This window comes from Anabaena sp. CCY 9402-a (assembly GCF_963920945.1).
GTDB classification, from domain to species: domain Bacteria; phylum Cyanobacteriota; class Cyanobacteriia; order Cyanobacteriales; family Nostocaceae; genus Trichormus; species Trichormus minutissimus.
In genome coordinates this window covers 1-266 of sequence record NZ_CAWUDL010000230.1, presented here as the reverse complement: position 1 = coordinate 266, position 266 = coordinate 1, and the positions used below count along the sequence as shown (strand labels likewise).

1 protein-coding gene is annotated in these 266 nt (G+C 58.3%); it reads left to right on the top strand.

Going from position 1 to position 266, the window contains the following annotated elements:
- Window positions 1-68 precede the first annotated feature (68 nt).
- Window positions 69-266 (top strand): hypothetical protein (locus tag ACM0OR_RS28405; RefSeq protein WP_414579744.1); only part of this gene is annotated, 198 nt, incomplete at its 3' end.

The following is a 266-nucleotide window of genomic DNA, read 5'->3' as shown; positions in this document are numbered from 1 at the left end:
CTGGCCTTTCCAACGTGACACTGGAAGGCCGGCTGTCTAGACGCGTCACGAAGTCCACCATCGGACGCATGCGCAATGCCGAAATAAGCGCAGGCATCGACAATGTCGAGGAAGTCGCACGAGCGTTCGGCCTCGAAGCTTGGCAATTTCTTATCCCGGACGTGTCGACGGATCACAAGCCACGTATCGCCAGTGGCGCGCCAACGGAAGGCGGATCCTCCTCGCTGACTGTCGCCGAATCTGAGTTGCTGACATTGTTCAACCAG